Genomic DNA, 23,868 nt, shown 5'->3' on the forward strand with positions numbered 1-23,868 from the left:
GAATCTCCTCCCAATTTATATGCTTTACGTTCTCATTTTTCATATACCCTGTTCCGTATCATTAAAACGTAAAAAACGGAATGGAAAACATGACTTTTGACAGACAAAAAAGTGTATTGTATGATAATGTATCGTTGGTTAATCCCAACTAAATCAATATGAATTTACGAAGATAATCTGTAATAATAGCTGCGACTCTCCCGCAGGGTTCTGTGACTTGGACTACTAACGGTCCTTTCAACTGTCGGCTTTAACACAGCCAAATAAAAGGCTGATTCTTACAGACCCTATTGGGGAAACTATGGAATAAAGGAGGAATTTAGATGAAGGCGATATGGAAGGGATATCTCGATACTTCCCTTATTTTAAAAATTACCGTGGCACTCTTCCTTGGTGTCATAGCCGGTCTCGTTTTAGGCAAGGATGCCTCCGTACTCACACCACTTGGCGACATCCTGATCAGGCTGCTGAAATTTCTTATTCTGCCGCTGATCCTATTCACGCTGATCGTCGGAGTCAATCAGACCAGAATAAGCAGACTCGGCCGGATGGGTGGAAAAATGTTCTTATATTACGTGCTCACTTCCGCCATGGCGATCATTGTCGGAATCACTGTCGCCAGTATATTCGATCCCGGCACGGGAATGACGCTGGATACGAAAGAAACATTCGAAGTACCTGAAAACCCTGGAATCACCAGTGTGCTATTAAGCATCATTCCAGAAAACATCGTGACAGCTTTTTCAGAGTTCAACCTGTTGGGAATCATTTTTACCGCTCTTACCTTTGGAATTGCCATTTCATATTTACGATCGAGTGACCAATTTCATGAAGCCGGCGAACAAGTGTACAAGCTGGCTGAAGGGTTGAATGAAGCGACACTTGTCATCATGAAAGCTGTACTTCAATACGTACCGATCGGTATTTTCGCAATCATGGCGAATACGGTAGGAAATCAGGGGATGGATACACTCGTATCGCTTGGCAATATGGTGCTGGTGCTTTATGCAGCCATCGCCGTTCAAATCGGCCTTTACATCCTGTTCATGATTTTCTTCAAAATCAGTCCGGGAAGGTTTTTCGCACAAGCCCGCACCCCGATGATCACTGCTTTTGTCACACAAAGTAGTTCAGGCACACTGCCCCTTACGCTGAATGCAGCAAAGAACTTAGGCTTGTCTAAAAGCCTCTATGGCTTCAGCCTTCCGCTCGGGGCCACGATCAACATGGATGGTGCCGCGATCCGTATTGCGGTTTCAGCCGTTTTTGCAGCTAACGTGATCGGTGAGCCGCTGACGATATCGGAAATGCTAGTAGTCGTTTTAATCGGGACACTCGCATCGATTGGGACGGCCGGCGTTCCTGGCGCAGGTATTGTCATGATCGCAACCGTGTTTGCACAGCTTGGACTACCAATGGAAACCGTAGCGCTTTTGACTGCCATAGACGCTCTTGTCGGAATGGGCGCAACGGCCCTAAATGTGACAGGGGATTTAGTTGGGACGGCGGTTATTGATAAGACGGAGAAGGATGAGGTCGAGTCTGTTTAGATGTACTCTTTTACCATGCCTCATGCTGAAATATCTGAAGGCATCCGTTGGTGAACCCGAAAATATAGTATGAACGACTTTCGTTTTGACGGGCACAGATATTGAGCCTAAATGGCACAATCTTTGTCACTCTAATTGGAATAACAAAGAAAAAGACTCGTCATTGACGAGTCTTTTTCTTTGTAAAAACATTATGGATCTTGCTTATTGATCTTCAATTAATAACTTCACTCATTAACTAGACTTATGAAAAAGAAAGTCTAAAACACCCCTGTGGAATTAAATTTATTTCATCAAAAATGACCAAACAGTAAGTTTCATATCTGGAAACGAACGTTCTTCCATCGTTTTAAAGCCGAAATGTTCATAAAAACCAACATTTAACGGAGTAATGGTCTCAGTGTAAACCGGTATATTTTTCATTTGTGCTTCTGAGATAATGGGTGCGATTAATTTTGCAGACAAGCCCTTCCCTTGGAAATCGGGGTCAACTCCAATTGACTCTAATTTATAATGGGTATTTGGAGCATACGCTTTCTCCAAAGCTGCGAAAGAAGAAAAGACAGAAGAGACTTTAAAAAGGTTAAAAGCAAAAGGGGAAAAGAACAATTTCATCATGGGAAGTAAATCTCTTAGGGGTGATTTTGTTTTAGTATCAGCATTATGCGGAATAACCCATACTGCAACTGCTTGAACGGGATGGCCAATACCATATACGTTTTTCTTATTGATAAAAACACTAAGAAACACCCGAAAAAATCGTTCCAAATACTTCTTTCTCATTTTCTCATCTTTATATAAATACACCCAAAGAGGATCATAAAGAAAAGCTTTGCTCATAACATAAACTGCATTGGTTAAATCATGATGTGAAAGAAGACGTATTTCACCAGATTTCATATATTTTTAACCTCATTTATTGTTTTTTTATAGTATATTAACTGTTTCAAAAAAATAACCTATTAAATGTTCATTCTTAATCTCTACTAAAACAATCATAACATTTTGATTCCAACGTCACTATTTAACCCTTGATATAACGACAAAACGTCCTGTGCCGATTCACAGGACGTTTTCATTTAAAAGTTAACCACTTCAAGCAGAACTCTTTACTATAGACTCTGAAAGCTTTTTTTATGAAACCTGATGTCGGTCCCATCCTGAATCCTGGTCGGCAAACAGGATGCCCAATTCGTGGTGGTCGCCTTCATAAAGGGCGCCCTGCTCAAACCGATTTTCCCCGTTTGTACCGAGAACCTCGAGTTTGCAGTAGGCTCCATTTTTCTGAAGAGCTTCATAAAATTCTCTTTCTGTGTGTACGTCTGTTCCGTTCACCTTCAAAATGATTTCCCCGACCCCGAGGGATAATTTTTCAGCGGGTGTTCCAGGGAGAATGCCGAGTATCATGACGCCCTTGGACTGCCTCTTATAATAATAAGGCTTCGCATCCTCCGAAGAGCGGTGGCGATACACAATCCAGGCACGTCCCAGGATGGCGATCACCCCTGCTGCGACCGAAAACATCGGTGCAAAAAAGCCTGTAACAGCGAGCGTCAGGATAAACGCCCCCAGCCAGAATACGCGTGAGCCCGTCTGCTTGATGGCAATTTCAGGCAGGGTGCTCTTCACAAGCTGCTGAAAACCGAGCAGGAATGGGACGCACAGCAGCGTATAACTCTGGGTACCAAGCGTGAAAACCGGCCACCATTCGAACGGCATGGTGAGATTTCCTGATGGAAGCAGCACAAACATCGGGACCAGCCAAAGCTTCTTGCTCTGATGAACCCCGACCTTCAGCCCTCTCTCACTTTTGATCAGACGAGGTGAAGTATGCTTCCATCCATTCAACTTGATGAGTATGCCCTCTATTAACGTGAGCACACCGGCAAGGACCATGACCGAACTCAGCAGCCCAAGGTTCAAATCTTCCAAATAACTATGTACATAAGGAATTTCCCAATCGAAATATCGGACCGTTACGAGAAGGAAATAAGAGAAACCGACTGTGATGGCCGCGGACACAAGATGAAAGTTCCTGGTAAGTGCAAACAATACACTTAGTGCCCCGATCACAGTAAGGGCGATCACCGGGATGACGAGACCCGCTCCGATGGTGACCAAAGAAAACAACAGCCCGATAACGATTCCATAAGATAATAGAACACGTGTGTCGTGATATCCGTCCAATAACCTTGTGTTGAAATCCTTCCGCTCTCTCTTGACCCTGTAATAACCAGTCAAAACCGCTAATAAAACGGATAAAAATAGAACCGGGTGAAGAATGAACTTACCCAATGCTTTCAAGACGTCCAATAACCAAAGCTCTACCAATGATCCGTCACCCCCTCAAACTATCGAATGATTGTTATATTTTATTTTATCAAAATACCTGGACAAAACCTATTGCAATTTTTTTCTGATTCTATTACATTGGGAAAGTTTTTGTCATATGCAGTGGACAATATAGGGCTTTTCGACAGCATCTTTGATATTTTCCCGGGAAATGATGTCGTAATTTCTGGTTTGGTTGGGGATATTTTTGGATTTGGGTGGTTTGGTTGAGGGGTTGAGGGTGCCTGGCTGAATTCGGGGTGTTTGAGCCTGGCTCGATTTCATTTGGTCAGTGGATATACTGGGTGCCAGGCACAATTTGCTGGTTCTGTGCCTGGCACAAAACGGCACTTTTGTTCCTGGCACAACCAGCGTTTTTTGTGCCAGGAACATTTTTAGGTGTATTACCAGGTGCTGAATCCTGATTGTGTACCAGGTGCATTGACCGGGATTTGTACCTGGTACACTCCCGCTGTCCCGCTTCGGCACAGACCTCAATAAATAAAGAAACCGCCTCCCATCGGAAGCGGTCCTCTTAAGATTATCGATTTGTAGCCTGGGCCTTAGAAGTACGGTTCACGTATTCGATGGCTGCCTGCAGCTGGAGATCGTTCTTTTCGTTCTGCACTTGCTGGTAGATTTCCGCTTGCAGGTGTTCTGCTGTTTTGCCATCGATGACTCCGTTCACGTCCAGTCCTTTCTGGATCTGGAATTCCTTGACGGCCTGTTCGGTTTTCTTGCTGTAGTAGCCGTCTGTACGATCGAGCATAAAGCCGAGTCCCTTCAGCATTTCCTGCGCATTCTTGACTTGATCGTTATTCATTTCAAGCTTCAACGGTTTTTCCACTTGAAGGGGATGAGCGTAATAGTAAGCCGGTTGTTTGACCGGGATGTCCGGCTTGATTCCCTTCTTATGAATCCAGTTTCCGTTCGGGGTCAGCCACTTGTACATGGTCAGCTTGATGTTGCTGCCGTCCCCCATCGGAACGGCCTGCTGTACCGTGCCTTTTCCGAAGCTCTTCGTACCGATGAGCGGATATCCTTCAGTCTCATTCAGTGCCCCAGCAAGGATTTCCGATGCAGATGCGCTTCCTTCGTCGATCAGGACGACAACCGGATAGGCTTTCTTTTCTTTATTGCTGGAGAAGGATTTCATGACCTCGCCGTTTCGTTCCTGAATCTGGATATATGGCTTCTTCCCTGTGACAAATTCCTGAAGGATCTGTTCCACACTTGATAACAGGCCTCCCGGGTTGCCGCGTACGTCGATCACCAAGCCTTCCACCTTTTTCTTTTCTAGCTCCGTCAGCTGCTTTTTAAAATCAACCGCTGTATTTTCAGAGAATGTTGTGATCTGAATGTACCCGGTTGTGGTCCCATTCACTTTTTTCACATCCGAATGGACGGTTTCGACCGGTATATCATCCCGTTTAACGGACACTTCGATCGGCTCCGAGACGCCTTCCCTCAGTACTTCTAATTTCACTTTGGTGCCTTTCTTCCCTCTTATCTTTAGCGTAGCTTCATATAAATCCAGGCCGTCGATGCTGCTGCCGTCGATTTTCACGATGCGGTCATTCGGCTTCAGACCGGCTTCTTCTGCAGGTGAATTTTTAAAAGGGGCAACGATGATTAGTTTGCCGTCCATCATCGTGACTTCCGCTCCGATTCCTTCGAATGAAGAATCGAGGGCGTCGTTAAACTGTGAGGCCGTTTCGGCGTTCATATAGACCGAATAAGGATCGTTCAAGGTCTTGAGCATCCCCTGGATCGCACCTTCCACGAGCTCCCCTTTGTTCACGTCCTGAAAAAATTTCTCGCTGATCAAATCATAGGCCACTTCAACCTTATGAAGCTTGTCATTTACTTCCCCTTTGCCGCTGAACTCCATCAGCTCGTCCCCTGAATCCGTGATTTCGAACAGGGTGACCCCTCCGTACATTCCGCCTGCCCCGATCAGCATGCTGATCATGATTGTGATGATAAGCTTTCTGCCTCTCAACTCCATATTTCCCCCTCCAACTTGTTGTCATGGCTGATAAGAAAAGTGGAGACTGCGTGAAGGATGGTTTGTCCTTATTTCAGTCATTCATCAACTGACCGCCGCTATGTATGAAACTGACGGCTCGTCCTGTCATATCAGATCATCGGCTCTTGAATGACCTTTTATACAAACCACCGCAGCCGGACACTTCTAAAAAGCTCGGACCATTTTTATACAAAAAAAGACACCACACAAAAACGCGCTTTCGGCGGTGCGATGTCTTTGCTTATTTAACTATATGCCGGAGGGGGACGGGTTATGATACTTTAGCCGTTCACAACACGTTTGGATGGATATTTTTTGATATGGGAAGTGATCATGCTTCCCCATTTCTCGAATTCTACCAGGAATCCATCATGACCGAAGGCAGTCGAGACGAAATAATGCCTCCCTGACCGTACCTGGTTTGTGAAGCCTTCCAGATACTGAGGGGAATAGATGAGGTCCCCTTCATAGCTGATGGTGATCAGCTCGGTGGGATAGTTTTCCGCAATCTCATCCAGGGTACAGCCCCGGTCCCTGCTCAAGTCATGTGAATTCATGGCTTTCAGGAGCCTCAGATAGCTGTTCGCATCGAATCGCTTGGCAAGCTTCCTCCCCTGGTAATTCAAATAGCTCTCCACTTGAAAACAGGACTGTGCTTCTTCCCGTCTGAATCGGTCATCAAAAAGCTGCGGCGTCCTGTAGGTGACCATCCCTGCCATCCTCGCAATCTCCAAGCCTTTCAAAAGAGTGCCTGGCGGGTAATTTCCACCTTGAAAATCTGGATCTGATTCGATCGCCTGTATGCCGATGTGATTAAAAGCCAAGCCGTAATCACTGAGAGCCGGAGTGACGGCAAGTGCAAATACTTTATCAATGAAGGAAGGATACATCATCCCCCACTCCAGTGCCTGCATCCCGCCCAAAGAACCGCCGATCACTCCATGAAGATGAGGAATCGACAGTTCCTTCAGCGCCAGATATTGAGCTTTGACCATATCTCTAACAGTAACTTGGGGAAAATTCCTCCCATACGGCTTCCCGGTTGATGGATTGATGGACCCAGGACCGGTACTGCCGTCATCACCGCCTAATACGTTAAAAGAAAGGATCGTGTATTCGTCCGTATCAAGGTGCGAACCCGGTCCGATGAGTCCGTCCCACCAGCCTTTGTTGTCCGGGGTCCCTTTTACAAAGTGATTCCCTGTAAGCGCGTGACAGATAAGGATGACCGGTCCGCACTCTTTACCGGTTTTTTCATAAGCAAGCTCCACATTCTCCAGGGTGGAGCCGCATTCCAATGTCAGGGATGGGATCGTAATGGAGTTTACGTCGTATATGGCCGTTTGGGTGTGGGGATTCTCCATTCCGTCTCCTCCTTTTTTGGTAAGTGTTTTTGAGGGCAGGCGGGTGATTGTTCGACCCGCTTGCCCTATTTTCTATTCAGATAAAACCTGAGGTGCCTTGTTACAGGCTGCACTACTGAGCGCGTATATAATATCGTTCCAGGTTTAAACCGGTGAAGCCGCCAAAGCCGCTACGATGGCGCTGTCGAGGTCTTCGATCAAGTCTTTACTGGACTCCAATCCGACTGATAACCGCACTAATTCTTCGGTTACCCCGGTGGTGCGCAATTCCTGCTCGTTCAGTTGCTGATGGGTCGTCGAAGCCGGGTGGATGATGAGTGATTTGGCATCACCGACGTTCGCCACATGCGACCAAAGCGTGATGTTATCGACGACTTTGCGTCCGGCGTCCCTTCCGCCTTTAATGCCGAAGACGACAATCGAGCCGGCACCTTTTTTCAGGTATTTCTGCGCCAGTGTGTGGGACGGATGCTTGGCGAGTCCCGGATAAGATACCCACGCTACGCCGCTGTGCTGATCGAGATGCTCGGCGATCTTCAATGCATTTTCCGTATGTCTTTCGATCCGCAGGTGTAGTGTCTCTAGTCCCTGCAAGAGCAGAAATGCGTTTTGCGGGCTTAAGCAGGCACCGAAGTCACGCAGCAACTGCACCCGGAGTTTAGTGATGAAGGCAGCTTCACCGACATCAACTGCATATCGGATCCCATTATAGCTTCGGTCTTCGTCGACAAAGCCGGGGAATTTTTTATTATTCCAATCGAACTTACCTCCGTCGACGACGATCCCGCCGATCGCAGTACCATGTCCGCCGATCCACTTGGTGGCTGAGTGAATGACGATGTCTGCGCCCCACTCAATCGGTTTGCATAAGTATGGGGTGGCAAATGTATTATCTATGATCAATGGGATTTCATTGTCATGAGCGACTTTTGCGACAGCTTCAATGTCTAAAACGTGAAGACTCGGATTTCCGATCGTTTCGGCAAAAACAGCCTTTGTCTTCGGTGTGATCGCATTCCGGAAGTTCTCCGGATCGGACGGATCGACGAAATGAACCTTGATGCCATACTTCGGAAGCGTCGTGGAGAATAGATTGTATGTGCCACCATACAGGTTCGTCGCTGCGACGATTTCATCCCCGGCCCCCGCGATATTTAGGATGGATAGGGAAATGGCAGCCATTCCGGAAGAAACGCCTAGTGCGCCGATTCCGCCTTCCAACAGGGCGATCCGCTTCTCAAGGACATCCACCGTCGGATTCATGATGCGGGAGTAGATATTCCCCTCCGCTTCAAGGCCGAATAATTTCGCTGCGTGCTCACTGTTCTCAAAAACGTAAGAAGTTGTCTGGTAAATCGGGACTGCACGTGAACCTGTGGACGGATCCGGTTCTTGACCGCCGTGTAGAAGTAACGTTTCAACATCGAATGATTTTGTCATAATGAATTCCTCCTGGGTTTTGGTTTATTGGATTTCCAATGGCTTTGTGGGAGTGAGATTTTGAGTGAACGAATATCCAGCTGGTGATGTCATCTCTGGGATTTTATCCTGCTGAACGGAACAGCATTGTTCACCTGGTGATTTTTAAATCTAGGAATGTTTAAAAGAAGAGGAAAAATCAAAAACCCCCTTCCTAAGAAGAGGGTCTAATTAAATAGGGGGCCTCCTCTTATCTTTCAGGCAGTCCGCCTGCAGGAATTAGCACCTTTTCATGTGGTCGCAGAATCTCTCGCGAACATGAAGGTTGCCGGGCTTCATCGGGCCTAGTCCCTCCGCCTCTCTGGATAAGAGCGATTTAGTTGTCTTTAAGTAGTGCGTTGAGATGAATTATAAAGGCTGCTTCACTCAACGTCAAGGGTGTTTTCTGATTTTTTTAATTATTTTGTTGATTCTGTTATCGCTTGGTTAAATTGGCTCACGATGTCTTCTGCGTCTTCGATACCTAACGATATGCGCACCACATGTGTGTTTATGCCGAGTTTTTCCTGTGCTTCTTTCGGCAGTGCGCGATGTGATGTTCCTAACGGGTAGGAGATGGTCGTTTCCACTCCGGCAAGGGTCGGCACAATCTTGATCCAGCCTAGTGATTTGAAAAATGCACTGATGTCACATGACGGATCGAGCTCGATTGTCACGATGGCTCCATGGCCTTTTTCCGAAAGATTGGTTGGATAGTACACGTTTTTCACATGCGGATTTGTTCTTAGGTTTTCAGACAGTACTTTCGAATTGTGAGCCTGTGTGCCCATTCGAAGAGCGAGCGTCTTGGCGCCTCTTGCCGTTAACCAGGCCTCGAAAGGGCTTAGGTTGGAGCCCATATTGACGACTTTTTCTCTGGCTTTACTTACTAATTCTTCTTTCCCTGTGACGACGCCCGCGGTGATATCACTGTGCCCGCCGATGTATTTTGTGGCGCTGTGGGCAACGAGATCGACACCTTCAAGATAAGGTGTGCGCAGGTATGGTGTTGCGAATGTGTTATCGATGATCGTTTTGAGATTATGTTTCTCGGCAAGCTCGACCAGCTGTGGAATATCCTCCACCCTCATGAACGGATTGGTGACCGTTTCACTGTACAAGAGCTTTGTCTGAGGCGTGATGCTTTGCTCGATTTCTTCACGTTTTGTGAAATCGACGAAAGTGGTCTCGATGCCGAAGCCTTTCAGCTCTTCCTTCAGCATATGGAAGGTGCCCCCGTACAGATCTTCCGCCGCCACGATATGATCCCCGGTTTGAACGACAGCAAGCACCGCAGCAAGGATGGCCGACAAACCTGAAGACGTCGCCACTCCTGCTGGAGCACCTTCGAGGGCCGCCACCATCTGACCGAGCTCATCCGTGTTAGGATTTCCCGTCCTTGTATAGAGGTAAGGCGATTTCCCTTCATAAAATCCTTCCAGCTCTTCAAGTGATGTGAAAGAAAAAGCTGAAGTCTGGTAGATCGGTGTCGTTTTGCTGCGGATTTCAGAGGTACCTTTCAACTGGCTATGTACGACTTTCGTTGTGAATTTCATGTATGTCATCCTTCCTCTTTTGATCGATTGTATTTAGAAGAGTGTATCATATTCAGAAGATTGTGAGGAAGGGAAATGTTTCGGGCGGGGGGCGGATTGTTTTAGGGGTGGTGGTGTTGGTTGGGGAACAGGGTATTTCTGCTTTTGGCGTAGAAGGGTTGGGGTTTTTTGATCGATGAAGAGGCTTTGTTTATTGAGGTTGGAAATTTTGTGTTGAGGTTTTAGCTGTGTAACGATTTTCGACAGGTTGCACGTATATTGGGATTTTGGAATGCATTTTTGGAAAGTGGTTTGTATTTTAAAAATCTGGAACGTATATCATGAAAAGTGGAACGATTCCTGCTGCCTGCCGAGTTTTTGAGGTGCTTACTCATTGGTTTTTGGTTGAATCCTATTCATTTGAAAAGAATTGGGCACTAAAACCAGATACATTCGCTGTCATGTACACCCTTACCAACAAAAAACACCCGCCGCCAACGCAGCAGGTGCTCCTACATACTAACCCTACACTCGATCCAAACAAGCGACCAACCGATCTTCGATATCCAGCGCAAGGCGCTTCAGTTCATCATTATCCACAAGTTCGATCAGCTTGCTCGGCTTCGCCATCCCGACCTTGGTTGTGCCGTTTTCAGTATAAACGGTGATTTTACAAGGCAGGAAGTAGCTGACCAGCATGCTTTGCTCCAGGACTTTCTTTGCTTCATGGGGATTGCACACTTCAAGGATCACGACTTCCTCGTTGAAATCGATGCCTTTTTCCTGAAGCTTTCCGGCAAGATCCAAATTCCAAAGAACGCCAAAGCTTTCATCCTTAAGGGCAGATTCAACCTTCTCCGCCGCTTCTTTCACACTCATTGAAACTTCTTTTGTGTAATGAAACATTGAATACTCCTCCTTCATCTTCTCTCAACTATAGTTTCTTCAAGAAAATCAATCACATACTAATTACATACCTCAAGGAGTATACAAATAAACTTCTGCACTTCAGTGTAATGAGGGACGGACCTTTAATATGCTAAAGGCCCGCCCACGCGTCATTCCATTCCAGAAACCATTTCTCCCATCATTTCTTCGTTCATGGGGCCAACGATCTTGTGCTGAATCTGGCCTTTGGTGTCGATCATATAGGTCGTCGGGATGGTGAAGGCGCGGTATTCTTCACCGACATTCCCGTCTACATCCAAGAGGATCGGGAATGTCAGTCCGTAACCGTCCACGAATTCCTGAACTTTATCCTTGCCTTCGTCCATGCTGGTCAGATTGACTGCGAGGATTTCGACATTTTCTTTTTCAGCATTTTTTTCGTAGTATTTTTGCATATGCGGCATCTCGGCTTTACATGGCGGACACCATGTCGCCCAGAAGTTGAGAATCACTTTTTGGCCTTTATAGTCTGAAAGCTTTACGTTTTCGCCTGAAAGCGTCGTAAGCTCTATGTCAGGAGCACTGTCGCCTTTCGCCAGACCCTTTTCAGCATTGGACAGGTCCATGGACTCTTTCGCCAGCTGCGCAGCTTCCTCTTTTTCTTTTTTCTCCTGCTGATCCTGGAATATGTTAACCAGAAAGATCCCGATCAGGAGAGCCACTATGGCTAAAGCAAAGTTACGTTTATTCACTGGTTTTTCCTCCTTGCTTTATAAAATTGTCTCTTCATCTTTATAAGAAAGAGCAGAGCGATTGTTAATACGGTGTACGACATAAGGGGTGTATCCAGTTCAAAGCCAGAGAATGAATTCATCATGACTTGGATCAGGGCAAAGATGACCAAGAGCTGGATATACCATACTTCCTGATTGGGACTGCCTATTTTTTTGAGCAAAAAGAAAAACAGCAACCCGTTTAATATGAGCTGGAACGCACCAATGATGTAGGTCCCTTGAAGAAAGTCAAACACACCTTCATAGACAAGGACGGTCATGACCCATGCCACGATCACAAGTATGGGGTTATCTTTTTTTATAAATGTATAGATCAAGACAGCGGTGATTCCCATCCAATATCCGGCTGTGCCTCCGTGAAAATATAGAATCGTGAGCGGATGTTTGATGACCGTGCCGAAGTCGACGACGATCACGCTCAGTTTCCAGGTTAGGATAAAATAAAAGATTGCGTTCGAATACCAGTCGCTTGCTTTCTTATTCCAGAAAAAAAGAAACAAGAAGGTTAGGATGAACGCGGCCGCAATCGCTGCCCATGAGCCGGGGAACGTGAAAGCGCCGATGTTATACCATTGTTGATTCATCATTATTCTCCTTGTTTATCATATGATTTGCAGGCAATCTCACCTCGAATTGGTGGTGATGTCCGTCTGTATCGAGGGTCAGCGTACCTCCATGGGCGTGCACAATTTCCTTCGAGATCGCAAGGCCCAGTCCTGCCCCTTCGGTGACGAACGCCCGTGAGGAATCGACCCGGTAAAAGCGTTCGAAGATGAGGTCTTTTTCGGCTTCGGGAATCTTTTTTCCTTCATGAGAAAATTGTACTCTATACTGCTGGTCAGCCACAATTCCTTTTATGAATAGTTTTTTCCCGATGTCGTAATCGGCTATATTCTGAAGAAGATTGCTGAATACCTGATGAAGGCCGTCTCTATTGCCCCTGAGGGAACACTGAGCAAGTTCTGTCGTTACGTCGATTTCTTTTTCCTTGAATTTCAGTTGAAACGCAGTGATTCGATTTCGCAGCAGTTCGTGAATAAGAATCTCTTCCTGATGATAAACGTTTTTTTCATCGGCCGTCCACTGATTGATGTGCACAAGCTGCTGCAGAAGCCTTTCGATTCGCTGGGTTTCTTCCTGCAGGGATCGGTAAATCTCTTTATCACCTTCTATGATCCCTTTTTCCAACCCTTCAAGATAGCCGGTCAGGTTCGTAAGCGGCGTCCGAAGTTCATGTGACAGGTCCCGGAGCAGCTGATTCTGCTTGGCTTTGATCAGCGCAGTCGTTTCTGAGAGATCATTGAACGCTTCGTTTAATTCCTTCACTTCATAGATCAGCGTTTTTTTCAGTTTCCCTGGGTGCTGTCCCCTTTTCAATGTTTGAGTTGCTTCCGTTAATTTCTTCAACGGTGTTGTAAGCCATTTGATAAAAAAGAAATGAAAGCCTCCAGCCAGAATAAAGGCAAGAGCACTGACTTTTATCAAATATTCATTTAAAAGACTTTCAAGATCCGCGCCGGTGATCTGCTGTTGATTCACGAGGTTGCAGGCATAATTTTTAACAGTGAATCCGGCAATCAGAATTACGGCTGCGATAATGAACGTGTTGAGAAAGGTGAGCTGGGTCAGGAGACTGCCGAGCTTTTTCCGGTTAGCCATTGAATTTATACCCCATTCCTCTTACCGTTTCGATGAAACTCATGCTCGTGCCTTCCTGGAGCTTTTGCCTCAGATGGCGGATGTGAACGTCAATCGTCCGTTCCGACACCACTTTTTCATGCAATTCATAAAGGGAATCAAGGATCTGCTGCCTCGATATGACCTGCCCCGGATGCGTCATCAGAAAGTGCAGGATGCGGAATTCGAAAGCAGTCAGTTCAACGGGCATGCCCTTATATGTGACTTCTCCTTTTTGAGGTTTGAGGGTGAGGCCACTGCGGCTGAGCTTTTGGCAGCGATTGGACGTCCGGCGGAGGACCGTCTCCACACGGGTCACGAGCTCGGTAGGACTGAACGGCTTCGTGACATAGTCATCCGCCCCTGTTTTCAAACCTTGAATCCGTTCGCTTTCACCCGCCTTCGCCGTCACCATGATGATGCCGATATCGCTCTTTTCATCCTCGCGAATCCATCTGCACAGCTCTTCACCTTGAATTTCAGGCAGCATCAAATCGAGGATCGCAAAGCAGGGATCATGCTCTTTGAACATCCGCTTCCCTTCTTCACCGTCACCCGCTTCAAACACTTCATAGCCTTCTTTTTCAAGAAAAATCCTGATCAGCTTCCGGATTTTCGAATCGTCTTCCACGACGAGGATGCTTTTATTCTGAACGTTCACGGCCATTACCTCCTAAGTTGAAAAAAGACTGAATACGGAAAGATATGCAGAGATTTGCTGCATTTTTCCGCTGAAAACAAGTAGCCCCATCGCAACCATCAGTGCCCCATTGAACTTCGCCAGCTTCGGCAGGATCCTGTTCACTTTCTTCATGACGCTGAATGTTTTCGTGATCATGAGCGAGATGATCAGAAACGGAAGTGCCAGACCAATTGAATACACGATGAGTAGCATGATGCCCTGCGTGAGGGTCGAACTCGCTCCCGCCAATAATAGAATCGACGATAATGTGATTCCGACACACGGGGACCACCCGCTGGCAAACGCCATCCCAAGAAGGACCGAACCGAAGGCCGTCCCTTTGCTCTTAACTTCGAATTGCTTGCCGCCCTTCATCAGAAAAGAAAACGAAATCCAGCCCATCATTTGAAGACCGAACACGATAATGAGGATCCCGGCAATTTGTTCTATGTACATCCGGTACTCCGAGAACAATCCGCCCAGCAGGCTTGCGGATGCCCCCATTAAAATAAAGATGAAAGAAAAACCGGCAATGAAACCGAATGACCTCATAAACACCACTCTTCTCTCCACCTGGATCCGGCCGCCCTCAGCCTGTCCGCCGGTCAAATGACTCACATAAGCCGGCAGCAGCGGAAACACACAAGGCGAGAAAAACGACAGTGCCCCTGCAGCCAGCGCAAACCAAATTGATACCTCTGCCATACTTTGTTCACTCCTTTATACCAATAGTATGGCGGGGGAATGTTAATTTTTTGTTAAGGGGTAGGGGTTTTTTGTTGGGGGGATATTGATGGGGGTTGTTGTGGTTTTGGGGTACCTATTTTGAGGTGCATTCCTCGGATTCGGTATTTTGAGCCTGGCTCGTTTTTGCCCAATTGAGTCTGGCTCGGATGTTTGTACCAGGTACATTACCTGTTGAGTTTACCTGGTACAGAGTGTTCTCAATTATAACGGTGCCAGGCACAATCAAATTCAACCTTTTACCATCCGGCTCATCCCTTACGCACAACGATAAAATATACAGCAGGATGCAGATGACCGACTTCCGTATTGAATCCTGCGGTTTCCAACTGCTGGGCCAATTCTTCTGAAGGAATCCGTTCCTCGAGAGGTGGTCCCATCTCAGACTCTACTGCTTCCCAATCCAGGATCAACCAGATGCCATTGTCCTTCAGCATGTCACTTAAGTCTTGGAATACTTTGGTCAGATTCGGCACTTCATGCAGGACGAATGCAGATACAATCTTGTCGAGGGTGCTCTTGTTAAAACTCAGGTATTCCAGAGAAGCCTTTTCATATTCAATATTGTTTACATTCGCTTCCTTGGCACGATGCTGAAGATATTCGAGCATCTCTTGCTGCAGGTCTACGGCATGTACTTTGGTATCAACTGATTTTGCTATTGGCAGTGTCAGGTAGCCGTTTCCGCACCCGAGGTCGGCGACGGTGTCATCTTTCCCCAGTTGAAGAAGTTCGAGTACGTTGTTTACCGGTACCATTTCCTGCCGCTTTGGGTCGAGCAGTTTTGATGCTTTGTGGTGTTCAAAAAGGTGTCCGTGTCCTTGCATGGTTGGTCCCTCCGTTTTGTTGGTTTGGTTTTTAGGTAACGACGGCTGTTTATGCAGGCTTTTGACGAATGATTGTTTTATTCTATTCTCTTCACTATTACTGATATATAGACGCGTAAGAATCATTATCCCTAGTTGGATACCCTCTTATGTATGTAAGTATGATGCTTTTCTCGGCACCAATCAAGTAGAAGAACTTTTTTTATTCTGCTTTGAGTTTAGTATTTTTGAACTATTACTTTATCTTCACTAACAATTAACAGTATAGGAACTGTAGTCGATAATAAGGATAAGGTGGATTTCTTTTTGACAGGGTTCTGTTGAAAAAGGCAAACTTTCTGAAAAGGAAGGACGCAAAGCTTCGGGCCTAAGGCGGATTTTATTATTCCGCTAGGGTGGCCGGGCCGCCAACAAAAGATAAAAGGGGAAATCATGATGACTTTTGAAGAACTGCAAACGATTAAACGTCATATAAGTAAGTTAAATGCACTGATTGAATTACGGAACGATGATCAAAAGCATGCAGGAGAGTACATTCAGCTCATACGCTCTTTTTTGCGCATTCAGCCTAGAGAAGCATACTTGCCAATGATGGAAGTGATGACGGTGATCAAGTATCAAAAGCCGGCTATCTTTCAATTTTTGAAACATCACGGTCAAAGAGACCACCATTTTGAGCTTCTCACAAACATTACAATGGATATACGTACAGCTGAAAAAAATCTAGAACAATGGCTGTCAAAGTCTGCATAATTGAGGATGGACTTTTACGAAAGAGGATTAATAAAAATAACAAAAAACCGGCGGTCAAAGAAGTTGACATCCGGTTTTTATTATATAATCGCTCTTTCATCTGTACTGACATTTCTTGAACCCTTTAGCGCTTCTAAAATGAGCATCAAGTAAAGTCCTGTGTTTCCGCCTCTGCGATCGATCAGCTCTATGTCGTCTACGATTCTCTTAACCTCTTCACAGCCAAGTCTGCTCATTACCATGTCGCTGATTTCTTCCGCTGTATAGGAGCTGTACTTCTTTAAAGAGGAACGATTTCTCCTGCAAAAGCTTCTCAATTGTCTACTTACATCAGAAATATTTACTTGTTCCATCTTCATTTCTCCTTTCTTTATTCAAAACCATCTTGGTTCCCTGCAGTGACGGTGGACTCATTATCTAAATAAAAGAGCCCGCCAAAAAGAATGGCGGGCTCTAAATAAAGCTGACGATTGTCGACAGCGTTCATTTATCTTCCAATCCTTTTCGGTAACCCGGCGGTCATAGTTTTAAAAAAACGTTAGATCCGTGGCTTTGCGTCCTAATCTTTCGAATTAGTTTGCCGTTATCGAAGGTTGCTTCGTAGTTCAAATGACACATTCAATACATCCACAATAATACTATAGTACCAATATGAAACACAAAATAAAAGAGTTTTTTGTGCGAAAATTTTCTTTTTTCGACATTTTACTTCATTATACATTATATCGTATTATTTGTAAGGTTCAGGAAGTATTCTTTTATGAATATTAAGGGTTGAAAAATCTACAGAGATTTGTTTACTTTATACACTTTTATCCAAAAAAATCCTGCCATAAACTTATGGCAGGATTTTGATAGACTATTATTCTATTAGAAATTAATGTATTGGCGCGGGTTAACAGAGTTGGATTTCGATGCATTCCATGAACCTGCATGAAGTTCAAAGTGTAAATGCTGACCGAAGGAGTAACCTGTGTTACCCATATAGCCGATTTGCTGACCTTTGTCTACAGGCTGGCCACTGCTTACTGATGAAGAAGCCATATGGGCATACACTGTAGTAAAGGTTTTTCCGTTGATTGAGTGAGTGATGTATACAACGTTACCGTAGCTTGAGCTGTATTGGCTCTTGATGACATATCCGTCAGCTGCTGCAACGATTGGAACACTCCCTCTAGACGCCACATCAATTCCATAGTGGTAGCGAGCTTTACCATTAAGGGTATCCCATCCGTACTCAGTCGTGATTGAGCCTGATGCCGGTCTTGTCCAAGTTCCGGAGCTTACAGGTGTGCTTGGTGCCGTTTCAGTAGATTCACCGCCACTGCTTGTAGATTGAGCAGCTGCACGCTTCGCAGCTTCTGCTTCAGCCTGTCTCTTCTTCTCAAGTTCACGCTGGCGTGCAAGTTCCGCTAAGCGAGCTTGTTCAGCTTGGATTTCTCCGCCGATCTGCTGTTCCATCTTAGCAAGTTCATTAGACTCTTTTTCAAGGTCTGCTTTTTCCACTTCAAGGGCAGCCTGTTGTTTTTCAAGCTTCTTGAAAAGTTCTGCTTTTTGTGCTTTTTCGCTGTTTAAGTCTTTCTTTAATGTTTCCAGGCTCGCTTTATCATTTTCTAGTTGAGCAAGCTTGTCTTCTACTTCTTTTTTCTTTTTCTCTAATTCTTCCTGGTCTCTCTTTTGCTCGTCCATGATCTTTTTATCTGCACTCACAATTGTGTTTACTGCAGTGACCCGGTTGATGAAGTCGCTGAAGCTGTCCGCACCAAGAAGTACGTCTAGATAGTTTGCTGAGCCGCCTTTTTCCTGAATCGCACGTGCACGTTCTTTTAAAAGTTCATTACGCTCTTTGATTTTTTCTTCCAAAGCTTTGATTTCTTTTTTAAGCTCATTGATTTCAGCATTTGTTTCATCAATTTCTTTCGCTTTTTCTGCGATTTTATTTTCAGTATCTTTTATTTTCGCATCAAATTCTGCAATTTTCGCTTTGATTTCTTGCTGTTCACTGATGTTCTCATTGATTTCTGATTTTTTCTTATCGATTTCACCGTTGATTTCATCTTTTTTAGAGGAAACCTCATCTTGTTTCTTTTTCAATTCATTTACAGATGTAGCATTGGCCGGTGTTCCCACAGCGGGAAAACTCCCGATTGTTAATGCTGCTGCGATAGCTATTGACATAAAATACTTCTTGTTCAAGCGGCATGCTCCTTTCAGCTTCTATCAACCTGTCAATTTTAGACTCTCAAGAATTTACGTACAGACATGAAGCTTCCCCATGCGCCGATCAAGCATCCCATCAAGAGGATCAATCCGTTTACTTGGTAGATGAACGGGGTAAAGTCCAATATCTGTATAAAATGGTTTTGAAGTTTTGGTTTTATAAAGTCGTAAGCATAGTAATAACCTGTTGTAACAAGAGCGATCGGGATAATAGAACCTAAAACACCAAGCCATAGCCCTTCTAACACGAACGGCCAGCGGACGAACCAGTTGGTTGCACCCACGAGTTTCATTATCTCGATTTCCCTTCTTCTAGCGACAATCGTTATTTTAATTGTATTGGATATGAGGAACATCGCCGTGAAAAGTAGACCGATGATCAGTACCAATCCGACGTTTCGACTCATTTCAAGGATATTGAATAACTTTTCGATCTTCGCTTCCCCGTACATCGCTTCGTTAACATGTTCATACTTGTTAATCTCGGCGGCGATTTTACCGGTGTCGCGAGGATCTTTCGCTTTTACAATAAATACATCATATAGCGGGTTATCTTGCTCGAATAATCTGAAATCGTCACCTAGATCTTTGACGAGATTCTGGAGTTCTTCTTCTTTGGAAGAATACTCGACGGATTCGACTTCACTTATTTTATCAATCTTTTCTTCAATGACTTTAGCTTCTTCTTTCTTCGTGCCGATTTCCAGAAGGACGCGAATTTCAACATCTTTCTCTATATCGGTTGCCACTTTGTTCATGTTCAACATCAGGACGATGAAAACACCAACAAGCAATAATGTGACGGTTACTGCACTGACGGATGCGAAGGTCATCCAGCCGTTACGGCCGATGCTCTTTAAACTTTCCCTAAAGTGACGGGCATACGTTCTAGCCTTCATAACCGTAATCACCTCGCTGTTCGTCCCGGACAATGCGGCCATTCTCGATGGCGATTACCCGGTGCTTGATTGTATTTACGATTTCCCGGTTATGTGTAGCCATGATCACGGTCGTACCACGGTTTGAGATTTCCTCAAGGATGTTCATGATGTCCCAGGATGTTTCAGGATCCAGATTACCAGTAGGCTCATCCGCGATCACCAGCTTAGGTGTATTGACGATCGAACGTGCAATCGACACACGCTGTTGTTCCCCACCTGATAATTCGTTTGGAAGCATTCTCGCTTTGTGCTTCAGCCCGACCAGATCCAGTACATCCATGACACGCTTCTTGATTTGTTTCGGATGCTCTTCGATTACTTCAAGGGCAAACGCAATGTTTTCATATATCGTTAAGGAAGGGAGTAATTTAAAGTCTTGGAAGACCACTCCTATATTCCTGCGTAGATGAGGTACTCTGCTACTTCTTATTTTTGCTAGATTTATACCATTCACGATGATGTCACCTTTTGAAGGCTTCACTTCACGGTACATCATCTTGATGAACGTTGACTTTCCTGCGCCACTTGGACCCACGACATAAACAAACTCGCCTTGCTTTATGTGGACGTTAAACCCATTCGCAGCCATAACGCCGTTGTTATACTGCTTATAGACGTCTTTCATTTCTATCATTTTAAAATCACCTAATTTGTAGTATGTAGTTCCCCTCTTGGCTGTGTACAATTCTATTTGTGTGACTAAAATTCTATCTTCTCTACCAAATTAGACATAAATTGGTGAAATTGCTCGAATTTCGCTCACGAAAATATTATAACATCACTTTTTATGAAGTTAAGGAAAAAAATTATTACAGTTTCATTTCAAGACCGCATATTTTGTGAAATTTTTACCTTTTTTATTGACAATTATACCTAAAATTCGATTTTTACATAGTTATTTATAACTAGCAACAGGTACTAACAACAAGTAAAAAAGATAGACGGCAACTCCTTTGTTGGTAGGTAGTCAGCGTAGAAAACATAAAGATTGGGGGGATTTATTTGTTTGTCACATAGATTTAAAGAAGGGGAAGTGAATCGTGTGGATAAAAGCGAATTTCTACATTTAATGAGGGCAATAAAGACTAATATGGACAATTACTGTAAAGTTCATCTGTAAAATTCTGATGGACTCCCCTTGGAACGCAGGTGAAAAATTAATAAAAAAAAGAAGAACCCTCTCACAGGATTCCCCCTCTTCCAACCTTATTTTTTATTTGCCAGCCATTCAGCAACCGCTTCTGCTTCTTCACCTTTTACAAGGTCCGCTGGCATCTGGCCTTTACCATTTTCAATAATGTCTAAGATCTGACCTTTGTCCAAGCGTGAGCCGACGTCTTTAAGGGCAGGTCCCATACCGCCTTCCAAGTTGCCTCCATGGCAGCTGGTACATTTGTTATTAACGATCTTTTCTGCGTCAACACCGCCTGAGCTCGTTTCCGTGCTGTCTCCGCCGTCGTTCCCGCCGCAGGCTGCAAGTACTAATGAAGTTCCTAAAAGAATGCCTAAAAGCTTTTTCTTCATGTTTTCTCCTCCTAGGAAAAAATTTAAGAGCAAGAAATCGACCGTGGTGAAATCTTTCTCCCATAGATAATTATACCAAGCTTACACCCGTTTGAAACCTTCGCCCAACACCTCAGAAGCATCCATAGTCACCACAAATGCAGAGGCATCAATGCTTTTCACCAGTTGTTTCAGTTTTGTGAATTCTGTCTGATCGACCACAACCATCAGAATCGGACGTTCATCATCCGTATATCCACCATATGCAGATAGTTTTGTCACACCCCGGTCGATTTTATTCAGGATTCCTTCACGAATTTCTTCCTGACGGTTGGTGATGATGAGTGCCATCTTGGAACGGCTGATCCCGACTTGTACAAGGTCGATGGTTTTACTTGTTACATATAGTCCGATCAAGGCATAAAGACCTCGTTCAATATCAAATACGATCGCAGCTGACAGCACGATCATCCCGTCGATCAACGCAACACACGTGCCAAGAGACAAGCCGGTAAATTTGTTTACGATCTGGGCTGCAAGGTCTGTCCCTCCTGTAGAGGCTTTCCCACGGAAGACAATCCCTAGACCCATTCCGACTCCGATCCCTCCGAAAAGAGCCCCAAGCAGCGGATCTTCCGTCCAAGGCTGCCAGTCCTCTGTGAGATAAACGACAAACGGTAAAAATATGGTCCCAATCGCTGTTTTCACACCAAACTGAAGCCCAAGGAAGATGAGCCCTGCTATGAAGAGCGGGATATTGAATGCCCACTGAACAAATGCCGGCTTCCAATCAAACAGCCCCTTTAATATAGTAGAAATCCCACTGACTCCCCCAGATGCCACTTCATTCGGAAGTAAAAACACATTGAACGCTATCGCCACAATCGATGACCCAAAAACCACAAACAAATACTCCAGTAACTTCTCTTTCCGCGGATTAAATGACTGCTCTTGACGTCTTTGCTTCAAACCCATTCCGTACGACTCCTTCTCCGTATGTATTGATAGTATGAGTACAAGCGGCTTAAATCATCCCTCATTCGTAAAAAGTGAGTGCGGCTAGCGCTTTAGCACGTTAACTTGGCGAGGGATTGGCCTTTCTCATACTGTTTAGTTTTAGTTGAATTGTTGTAGTTGTGATGAGCTTGTACAGGCTTCGATAAAGTGCTCCCGTCATGCTCTATTACAACCTTTGAGAGTATAGCATGGGTGTCGAAACGTGTAAATGACAGTTGAGTGACGTGGTAAAGCATTAATGGGATGGGGTAGTTTAGTGGAAGTAACTAGTTTAGGGGGCCTGACTTGGATGAAGGTATTCGAGTCTGGCTCAAATCGGGTGAATTGTGCCTGGCACAGCTAATAGCGAAAAAAAGCTGAACCTCCCTCCAACGGGTGGTTCAGCTTTATACCTTACTTAATTTTAGAACGCAGATAAGCATTGATGAACGGATCGATATCTCCGTCCATTACACCTTGTACGTTACCGGATTCTGTGTTTGTTCTGTGGTCCTTGACCATGGAGTAAGGATGGAACACGTATGAACGGATTTGGCTACCCCATCCGATTTCTTTTTGCTCGCCTCGGATTTCAGCCAATTCCTGTTCCTGCTCTTCGATACGCTTCTGGTATAGCTTCGCTTTCAGCATTTTCATCGCAGCTTCACGGTTCTTGATCTGTGAACGCTCTGATTGACATGTCACGACCACATTTGTCGGCAAGTGCGTAATACGGACAGCCGAGTCGGTCGTATTGATGTGCTGACCGCCGGCACCGCTCGCACGGTACGTATCGACTTTAAGGTCTTCAGTACGGATCTCGATTTCGATTTCTTCATTGAACTCAGGCATCACTTCGCAGGAAACGAAAGACGTGTGACGACGGCCTGATGAGTCAAATGGAGAGATACGGACTAAACGGTGTACACCTTTTTCAGCTTTCAAATAGCCATATGCGTTGTGGCCCTTGATAGCGAGCGTAACACTCTTGATTCCAGCTTCGTCTCCAGGAAGGTAATCAAGTGTTTCCACTTTGAATCCTTTTTTCTCGCCCCAACGAGTGTACATGCGAAGCAGCATGGAGCCCCAGTCCTGAGACTCGGTTCCTCCTGCACCTGGGTGAAGTTCAAGGATGGCGTTGTTTTTATCGTATTCTTCGCTGAGCAGCAGTTGAAGTTCGTAGTCGCTCAGGCGTTTCATAAGATCGACCAGTTCTTCTTCAAGATCCTGCTGCAGTTCTTCGTCCGGCTCTTCTTTTACAAGTTCGAGCGTCAGTTCCAGGTTTTCCTGGGTTTCAAGCAGCGCTTTGTACTCATTCACAAGGGCTTTGAGACCATTTCCTTCATTGATAAGTCCCTGTGCTTTTTGCTGGTCATCCCAGAAGTCGGGTTGAACCATGATTTCATCAAGTTCCTGGATTCTTGCCTCTTTGTTTTCTAAGTCAAAGAGACCCCCTGAAGTCCGCTAATGTCTTAGCTGTTTTTTCTAATTCTGATCTGATTTCTGCTAGTTCCATGATTGGTCACCTCTATGGTTATTTTGATATTTATTTTTCATTTGGCTTGCTGTACAAATA

The 23,868-nt window shown here is 45.0% G+C and carries 22 protein-coding genes and 3 riboswitches; of the genes, 2 read left to right on the forward strand and 20 right to left on the reverse strand.

The genetic code is table 11. The annotated features are described in order from the left end of the window. Nucleotides 1-323: 323 nt before the first annotated feature. A complete protein-coding gene (locus tag ACUXV2_RS17055) occupies nt 324-1,550 on the forward strand; it encodes a dicarboxylate/amino acid:cation symporter (RefSeq protein ID WP_446244344.1) in 1,227 nt (408 codons plus the stop codon). 285 nt (nt 1,551-1,835) lie between these two features. Here ACUXV2_RS17055 and ACUXV2_RS17060 read toward each other — a convergent pair whose 3' ends face one another. The 13 genes from ACUXV2_RS17060 to ACUXV2_RS17120 all read right to left on the reverse strand — a co-directional run bounded on the left by ACUXV2_RS17060 (nt 1,836) and on the right by ACUXV2_RS17120 (nt 15,879). Then, a complete protein-coding gene (locus ACUXV2_RS17060) occupies nt 1,836-2,450 on the reverse strand; it encodes a GNAT family N-acetyltransferase (RefSeq protein ID WP_446244345.1) in 615 nt (204 codons plus the stop codon). Nucleotides 2,451-2,684: 234 nt separating this feature from the next. After that, nucleotides 2,685-3,881, reverse strand: a complete 1,197-nt coding sequence (locus tag ACUXV2_RS17065; protein WP_446244346.1) for a PDZ domain-containing protein — start codon at nt 3,879-3,881, stop codon at nt 2,685-2,687. 541 nt (nt 3,882-4,422) lie between these two features. Then, nucleotides 4,423-5,889, reverse strand: coding sequence for a S41 family peptidase (locus ACUXV2_RS17070; RefSeq protein ID WP_446244347.1), 1,467 nt, complete (start codon nt 5,887-5,889; stop codon nt 4,423-4,425). Nucleotides 5,890-6,191: 302 nt separating this feature from the next. Next, nucleotides 6,192-7,274 carry a homoserine O-acetyltransferase MetX gene (metX, locus tag ACUXV2_RS17075; RefSeq protein WP_446244348.1) on the reverse strand — a complete coding sequence of 361 codons (1,083 nt, stop codon included), beginning with the start codon at nt 7,272-7,274 and terminating at the stop codon, nt 6,192-6,194. Nucleotides 7,275-7,418: 144 nt separating this feature from the next. Beyond that, nucleotides 7,419-8,714 carry an O-acetylhomoserine aminocarboxypropyltransferase/cysteine synthase family protein gene (locus tag ACUXV2_RS17080; protein WP_446244349.1) on the reverse strand — a complete coding sequence of 432 codons (1,296 nt, stop codon included), beginning with the start codon at nt 8,712-8,714 and terminating at the stop codon, nt 7,419-7,421. Between the two features lie 226 nt (nt 8,715-8,940). Continuing rightward, nucleotides 8,941-9,065: riboswitch (SAM riboswitch) on the reverse strand. 86 nt (nt 9,066-9,151) lie between these two features. After that, nucleotides 9,152-10,288 carry a trans-sulfuration enzyme family protein gene (locus ACUXV2_RS17085; RefSeq protein WP_446244350.1) on the reverse strand — a complete coding sequence of 379 codons (1,137 nt, stop codon included), beginning with the start codon at nt 10,286-10,288 and terminating at the stop codon, nt 9,152-9,154. Between the two features lie 504 nt (nt 10,289-10,792). Next, complete coding sequence (locus tag ACUXV2_RS17090) at nt 10,793-11,173, reverse strand: DUF302 domain-containing protein (protein WP_446244351.1); 381 nt, start codon at nt 11,171-11,173, stop codon at nt 10,793-10,795. Nucleotides 11,174-11,325: 152 nt separating this feature from the next. Then, the gene (locus ACUXV2_RS17095; RefSeq protein ID WP_446244352.1) at nt 11,326-11,907 is read right to left on the reverse strand and encodes a redoxin domain-containing protein; all 582 of its coding nucleotides are present in this window, start codon (nt 11,905-11,907) and stop codon (nt 11,326-11,328) included. Next, nucleotides 11,904-12,533 (reverse strand): hypothetical protein, encoded by a 630-nt coding sequence (locus ACUXV2_RS17100; protein ID WP_446244353.1) that lies wholly within the window; start codon nt 12,531-12,533, stop codon nt 11,904-11,906. The genes ACUXV2_RS17095 and ACUXV2_RS17100 overlap by 4 nt, the downstream gene beginning before the upstream one ends. After that, entirely contained in the window at nt 12,514-13,608 is a 1,095-nt protein-coding gene (locus ACUXV2_RS17105; protein WP_446244354.1) for a HAMP domain-containing sensor histidine kinase, read from the reverse strand. Before ACUXV2_RS17105 ends, ACUXV2_RS17100 begins: the two co-directional genes overlap by 20 nt. After that, entirely contained in the window at nt 13,601-14,287 is a 687-nt protein-coding gene (locus ACUXV2_RS17110; RefSeq protein WP_446244355.1) for a response regulator transcription factor, read from the reverse strand. The genes ACUXV2_RS17105 and ACUXV2_RS17110 overlap by 8 nt, the downstream gene beginning before the upstream one ends. Before the next feature lie 12 nt (nt 14,288-14,299). Further along, nucleotides 14,300-15,013, reverse strand: a complete 714-nt coding sequence (locus ACUXV2_RS17115) for a cytochrome c biogenesis CcdA family protein (protein ID WP_446244356.1) — start codon at nt 15,011-15,013, stop codon at nt 14,300-14,302. Between the two features lie 290 nt (nt 15,014-15,303). Then, nucleotides 15,304-15,879 carry a class I SAM-dependent methyltransferase gene (locus ACUXV2_RS17120; protein WP_446244357.1) on the reverse strand — a complete coding sequence of 192 codons (576 nt, stop codon included), beginning with the start codon at nt 15,877-15,879 and terminating at the stop codon, nt 15,304-15,306. A 318-nt stretch (nt 15,880-16,197) separates the two neighbouring features. Beyond that, a riboswitch (cyclic di-GMP riboswitch) is annotated at nt 16,198-16,291 on the forward strand. A 23-nt stretch (nt 16,292-16,314) separates the two neighbouring features. Between ACUXV2_RS17120 and ACUXV2_RS17125 the strand changes: the two genes are divergently transcribed. After that, entirely contained in the window at nt 16,315-16,632 is a 318-nt protein-coding gene (locus ACUXV2_RS17125) for a hypothetical protein (RefSeq protein ID WP_446244358.1), read from the forward strand. Between the two features lie 80 nt (nt 16,633-16,712). On the opposite strand, the gene ACUXV2_RS17130 is transcribed toward ACUXV2_RS17125, so the two are convergent. From ACUXV2_RS17130 to prfB, 7 genes are all read right to left on the reverse strand, one after another. Continuing rightward, on the reverse strand, nt 16,713-16,985 hold the full coding sequence (locus ACUXV2_RS17130; RefSeq protein WP_446244359.1) for a hypothetical protein: 273 nt from the start codon (nt 16,983-16,985) through the stop codon (nt 16,713-16,715). Nucleotides 16,986-17,135: 150 nt separating this feature from the next. Then, nucleotides 17,136-17,224, reverse strand: a riboswitch (cyclic di-GMP riboswitch). A 278-nt stretch (nt 17,225-17,502) separates the two neighbouring features. Further along, nucleotides 17,503-18,828 carry a murein hydrolase activator EnvC family protein gene (locus ACUXV2_RS17135; protein ID WP_446244360.1) on the reverse strand — a complete coding sequence of 442 codons (1,326 nt, stop codon included), beginning with the start codon at nt 18,826-18,828 and terminating at the stop codon, nt 17,503-17,505. A 38-nt stretch (nt 18,829-18,866) separates the two neighbouring features. Then, entirely contained in the window at nt 18,867-19,751 is an 885-nt protein-coding gene (gene ftsX / locus ACUXV2_RS17140; protein ID WP_446244361.1) for a permease-like cell division protein FtsX, read from the reverse strand. Continuing rightward, on the reverse strand, nt 19,741-20,427 hold the full coding sequence (gene ftsE / locus ACUXV2_RS17145; RefSeq protein ID WP_446244362.1) for a cell division ATP-binding protein FtsE: 687 nt from the start codon (nt 20,425-20,427) through the stop codon (nt 19,741-19,743). Before ftsE ends, ftsX begins: the two co-directional genes overlap by 11 nt. 572 nt (nt 20,428-20,999) lie before the next feature. After that, nucleotides 21,000-21,317, reverse strand: coding sequence for a cytochrome c551 (cccB, locus tag ACUXV2_RS17150; RefSeq protein ID WP_446244363.1), 318 nt, complete (start codon nt 21,315-21,317; stop codon nt 21,000-21,002). Nucleotides 21,318-21,398: 81 nt separating this feature from the next. Further along, complete coding sequence (locus ACUXV2_RS17155) at nt 21,399-22,271, reverse strand: YitT family protein (RefSeq protein WP_446244364.1); 873 nt, start codon at nt 22,269-22,271, stop codon at nt 21,399-21,401. A gap of 435 nt (nt 22,272-22,706) precedes the next feature. Continuing rightward, nucleotides 22,707-23,808 (reverse strand): peptide chain release factor 2 gene (gene prfB, locus ACUXV2_RS17160; protein ID WP_446244365.1). Its coding sequence is split into 2 segments (ribosomal slippage): nt 22,707-23,735 and nt 23,737-23,808, totalling 1,101 coding nucleotides; the frame shifts between segments, so codons are not numbered across the junction. Nucleotides 23,809-23,868 lie beyond the last annotated feature (60 nt).

The organism is Rossellomorea sp. NS-SX7, from assembly GCF_052828565.1.

Bases quoted from the DNA above. Each gene is read 5' to 3' on its own strand.
- ACUXV2_RS17055 (WP_446244344.1), top strand. From the start codon at position 324: ATGAAGGCGATATGGAAGGGATATCTCGATACTTCCCTTATTTTAAAA.
- ACUXV2_RS17100 (WP_446244353.1), bottom strand. From the start codon at position 12,533: ATGAATCAACAATGGTATAACATCGGCGCTTTCACGTTCCCCGGCTCA.
- ftsE (WP_446244362.1), bottom strand. From the start codon at position 20,427: ATGATAGAAATGAAAGACGTCTATAAGCAGTATAACAACGGCGTTATG.
- ACUXV2_RS17115 (WP_446244356.1), bottom strand. From the start codon at position 15,013: ATGGCAGAGGTATCAATTTGGTTTGCGCTGGCTGCAGGGGCACTGTCG.
- ACUXV2_RS17105 (WP_446244354.1), bottom strand. From the start codon at position 13,608: ATGGCTAACCGGAAAAAGCTCGGCAGTCTCCTGACCCAGCTCACCTTT.
- ACUXV2_RS17125 (WP_446244358.1), top strand. From the start codon at position 16,315: ATGACTTTTGAAGAACTGCAAACGATTAAACGTCATATAAGTAAGTTA.
- ftsX (WP_446244361.1), bottom strand. From the start codon at position 19,751: ATGAAGGCTAGAACGTATGCCCGTCACTTTAGGGAAAGTTTAAAGAGC.
- ACUXV2_RS17130 (WP_446244359.1), bottom strand. From the start codon at position 16,985: ATGGAACAAGTAAATATTTCTGATGTAAGTAGACAATTGAGAAGCTTT.
- ACUXV2_RS17085 (WP_446244350.1), bottom strand. From the start codon at position 10,288: ATGAAATTCACAACGAAAGTCGTACATAGCCAGTTGAAAGGTACCTCT.
- ACUXV2_RS17070 (WP_446244347.1), bottom strand. From the start codon at position 5,889: ATGGAGTTGAGAGGCAGAAAGCTTATCATCACAATCATGATCAGCATG.
- ACUXV2_RS17080 (WP_446244349.1), bottom strand. From the start codon at position 8,714: ATGACAAAATCATTCGATGTTGAAACGTTACTTCTACACGGCGGTCAA.
- ACUXV2_RS17120 (WP_446244357.1), bottom strand. From the start codon at position 15,879: ATGCAAGGACACGGACACCTTTTTGAACACCACAAAGCATCAAAACTG.
- cccB (WP_446244363.1), bottom strand. From the start codon at position 21,317: ATGAAGAAAAAGCTTTTAGGCATTCTTTTAGGAACTTCATTAGTACTT.
- ACUXV2_RS17060 (WP_446244345.1), bottom strand. From the start codon at position 2,450: ATGAAATCTGGTGAAATACGTCTTCTTTCACATCATGATTTAACCAAT.
- metX (WP_446244348.1), bottom strand. From the start codon at position 7,274: ATGGAGAATCCCCACACCCAAACGGCCATATACGACGTAAACTCCATT.
- ACUXV2_RS17090 (WP_446244351.1), bottom strand. From the start codon at position 11,173: ATGTTTCATTACACAAAAGAAGTTTCAATGAGTGTGAAAGAAGCGGCG.
- ACUXV2_RS17155 (WP_446244364.1), bottom strand. From the start codon at position 22,271: ATGGGTTTGAAGCAAAGACGTCAAGAGCAGTCATTTAATCCGCGGAAA.